The organism is Kitasatospora sp. NPDC059462 (assembly GCF_042749955.1).
Taxonomy (GTDB): Bacteria; Actinomycetota; Actinomycetes; order Streptomycetales; family Streptomycetaceae; genus Kitasatospora.
On record NZ_JBHYUU010000233.1, the window covers coordinates 6,047 to 9,726 of the forward strand.

At 70.6% G+C, this 3,680-nt stretch carries 4 protein-coding genes; 2 read left to right on the forward strand and 2 right to left on the reverse strand.

Features of this window, described 5'->3' with window-relative positions; genetic code table 11:
• Window positions 1-463: 463 nt before the first annotated feature.
• Window positions 464-1,528 carry a 2,3-butanediol dehydrogenase gene (locus ACFXAM_RS34715; RefSeq protein ID WP_380297417.1) on the reverse strand — a complete coding sequence of 355 codons (1,065 nt, stop codon included), beginning with the start codon at window positions 1,526-1,528 and terminating at the stop codon, window positions 464-466.
• Between the two features lie 261 nt (window positions 1,529-1,789).
• Between ACFXAM_RS34715 and ACFXAM_RS34720 the strand changes: the two genes are divergently transcribed.
• Window positions 1,790-2,176, forward strand: coding sequence for a hypothetical protein (locus ACFXAM_RS34720; protein WP_380297419.1), 387 nt, complete (start codon window positions 1,790-1,792; stop codon window positions 2,174-2,176).
• Window positions 2,177-2,240: 64 nt separating this feature from the next.
• On the opposite strand, the gene ACFXAM_RS34725 is transcribed toward ACFXAM_RS34720, so the two are convergent.
• A complete protein-coding gene (locus ACFXAM_RS34725; RefSeq protein ID WP_380297421.1) occupies window positions 2,241-2,726 on the reverse strand; it encodes a GNAT family N-acetyltransferase in 486 nt (161 codons plus the stop codon).
• 160 nt (window positions 2,727-2,886) lie between these two features.
• Between ACFXAM_RS34725 and ACFXAM_RS34730 the strand changes: the two genes are divergently transcribed.
• A complete protein-coding gene (locus ACFXAM_RS34730; RefSeq protein WP_380297423.1) occupies window positions 2,887-3,549 on the forward strand; it encodes a hydrolase in 663 nt (220 codons plus the stop codon).
• The last annotated feature ends 131 nt before the right edge of the window (window positions 3,550-3,680 follow it).

A 3,680-nucleotide genomic window follows, 5' to 3' on the forward strand; every position in this document is an offset into this window, starting at 1 on the left:
CCGCCCCACCCCCCCCCCCGGTTCCCCCCCCCACCCCCGCTGTCCCACGCCGGGGGGGTCCCCCCACTCCGCCGGCCCACCCCCCGCCCCCCCCCGCTCTGCTGCCGCTGGGCGGCCGCACGACGTAGCCCGTCAGCGGGGGGCGGGAACCACGAACCCTCGTGTCGGACCGCTCTGACCCGCCCGACTGGACCGGCTCCGGACCACCGTCAGCACCTCGTCGGTGATGTCCCGCCGGGTGTCGGGGTCGGTGCTGTCGTACACCCGCCACTGCCCGTCCGGGCTCCCCGATTCCTCCGGGGACACGAAGCCCCGAATGCCCAGGCGCCGAAGCGAGTCGGCCATCTGCTGGGCTTCGCCTTCGTCCATGCTCCCGCCCTCTCCGTGTGGGTGGGTCCAGGTTAGTGGGCTTCGTCGTCTCCCCGGCCGGGTCCGCCGCGCTCCAGCACTCCGGTGCGACGCGTCAGGCGCGGGGGGCGACGAGGATCTTGACGGCCGTCTCGTTGTGGTGGATCAGGGTTTCGAAGCCGTCGGTGACGAGGTCGTCCAGGCCGATGGTCTTGGTGATGAAGGGGGCCAGATCGATGCGGCCCTCCTGCACCAGCTTGATGGTCTGCGGGTGGGAGTTGACGTAGGCGATCGTGCCGCGGAGGTCGACCTCCTTGAGCACGAGCTTCTGCATGTCGATCGACGCCGGCTTGCCCCAGATCGAGATGACGGTGATGACGCCACCCGGCTTCACCGCGTCGAAGAGCGTGTCCAGGACGACGTTGACGGAGGTGGCCTCGAACGCGACGTCCGCGCCCTTGCCTCCGGTGAGGCGGCGGACCTCCTCGGCGACGTCGGTGGTGGCGGGGTCGATGACGTGGTCGGCGACCTTGGTGTCCAGGGCCTTCTGGCGGCGCAGCGGGCTGAGTTCGGAGACCGCGACCTCGACGCCCATCGCCTTGAGCACCGCGCAGGTGAGCAGCCCGATGGGGCCCGCACCGCCGACGATGGCGAAGTCGCCCGCCTTCGCGCCCGAGCGCTCGAAGGCGTGGTAGCCCACCGACAGCGGCTCGATCAGGGCCGCCTGGTCCAGCGGGACGTCGCCGACCGGGTGGACCCAGCGGCGCTCGACGACGACCTTCTCGGCGAGTCCGCCGCCGCGGCCACCGAGCCCGATGAAGTTCATGTCGGGCGAGAGGTGGTAGACCGGGTTGTTCTCGCTGGTGTCGACGTCGGGGCGCAGGATGTAGGGCTCGACGACGACGCGGTCGCCCGGCTTCAGGTCCTCGACGCCCTCGCCCACCGCGTACACGACGCCGGACATCTCATGGCCGAGGGTCACGGGGGCGGCTTCACCGGAGACCGGGTGCGGGTGGCCGGCCGGCGGGACGAAGATCGGCCCGTCGAGGTACTCGTGCAGGTCGGTGCCGCAGATCCCGCAGTACGCAACGTCGATGCCCACGGTGCCCGGCTGGACGGTGGGCTCCGGAATGTCTTCGATCCGGATGTCACCGCGGTCGTAGTAGCGTGCAGCCTTCACTTGGACTGGCTCCTTCTCTCGCCTGGCGCTCACGGCCCGCGCCGCGCCCTGCGTGAAGCGGGGTGCGCCCCGGAACAGCCGTGATGTTCATGTTTAAACCATACGCCTGGAAAGTCCGGAACGCCGACCCGGCTCGCCGGACAGGCACAAGGGGACGGTCCATAGTTCTTGGACCAACCACCCTTTCCAGCGCTAGGCTGCGGGCGATCGGCCGTGACGTAGCCGCACCGTGGCTCCACAGCCGGGGCAAGGGGGTGTGCGGTGTATCCGTTGGGGCTCGGCGTGGTGTCGTGGTGGTGGATCGCGGTCCTGGTGACCGTGGCGTTCCTAGTGCTCCTGGTGCCGGGCATGCCCACCCGCGCCTACCGGATCAGGACCGCGCTGGTGCCGGCCGCGGCGATGCTGTTCGGGGTCGGCAGTTACTACGCGAAGCACATGGAAGCGGCCACGGTGCTCACCATGTACTCGACCGCGATCGCGGCCATCATGATGGGGATTGTCGGCCACCGCAGGGAGCTGGCCAGGCGGTTGACGGAGTTGCAGGAGAACGGCGGGTCCGAGGACGAGGCGGCTCCGCCCGCGATGCTCGCGCAACTCCTCGTGTCGATCGTCGTGTTCGGCGGCCTGACGTTGTGGGCCGTGCGGTAGCGCGACGGCCCCGGGCGGAGAGCCGCCCCGGCGAGGGGCGGCTCTTCCGCATCCGTCGCATCCGTCAGAGGCGGCGGAACATGACGTGCTGGCCGACGTAGCCGTGCTCGGGGTGGTCGAAGACCCCGGGGACGGTGCCGATGATCTCGAAGCCGAGGGAGGTCCAGAGGTGGACGGCGGGGGCGTTGGTCTCCACCACGGCATTGAACTGGATGCCCCGGAAGCCCTGCTCGCGGTGCCAGTCGATGACGTGCTCGCCGAGGGCGCGGCCGATGCCCCGGCCCTGGTGGGCGGGGTCGACCAGGAAGGACGCGGTGCCGATGTGGGAGCCGCGGCCGGGCTTGTTGGGGCCCATCTTGGCGGAGCCGACGATGCGGCCGTCGAGCACCGCCACGACCGTGCGCCCGGGGGGCTGTTCCATCCACCAGGGCCTGGCCTCGTCGAGGCTCTGGTGCTCGGGGAAGGCGTACGTCCGGCCCTCGGCCATGATCGCGGAGTAGAACGGGTGGATACGGGGCCAGTCCTCGTCGGAGGCGATGCGGATCTCCATTCGGCACAGGGTATGCGCTGTGGGAACAAGGGCCGGACGCAGAGCGAGCAGAGCGGTGGACCCACCCGCACTAGTTTCGTCCCCGTAAGCGCCCCGGGGAACCGGATGTGCGCCTGACGCAGCGTCAATTCCCTGTGCTGAAAAAGGAAAGAGAAGACCCATGGTCGACATCGCTTCGGTCCACGCCGCCCCGAGCCCGGACCTGCTCACCCCCGAGAACTCGATGATGCTGTTCGTCGACCACCAGCCGCAGATGTTCTTCGGCACCGGCAGCGGCGACCGCACCGGCATCGTCAACGCCACCGTCGGCCTGGCCAAGGCCGCGAAGATCTTCAACGTGCCGACCGTGCTCTCCACCGTCGCCGCCGAGTCGTTCTCCGGCCCGATCCTCCCGCAGCTGAAGGAGGTCTTCCCCGGCCAGGAGGTCATCGACCGCACCACGATGAACGCCTGGGAGGACGAGGCGCTGGTCGAGGCGGTCAAGGCGACCGGCCGCAAGAAGATCATCCTGTCGGGTCTGTGGACCGAGGTCTGCCTGGTCCTGCCGGCGCTCTCCGCGCTGGAGCAGGGCTACGAGGTGTACGTCGTCGCCGACGCCTCGGGCGGCGTCAGCCCGCTGGCCCACGAGCACGCCCTGCAGCGGATGACCGCCGCCGGCGCCGTGCCCGTCACCTGGCTCCAGGTGCTGCTGGAGCTCCAGCGCGACTGGGCCCGCGGCGAGACCTACGTCCCGGTGACCGAGCTGGTCAAGGAGCACGGCGGCGCCTACGGCCTCGGCCTGGTCTACGCCCAGTCGATGATCGACCCGCACGCCGCCGGCTGACCGGCCGAACCCCTCGCCACCCCCTGGCCGGGGGCGCGCGCCCCCCCCGCCGGGGGGCGCGGGCCGCCCGCCGGCCCCCCCCCCCAACAAAAGAAATAACAAAGACCGGGAAAGACGCGGGGGCGGGGGAC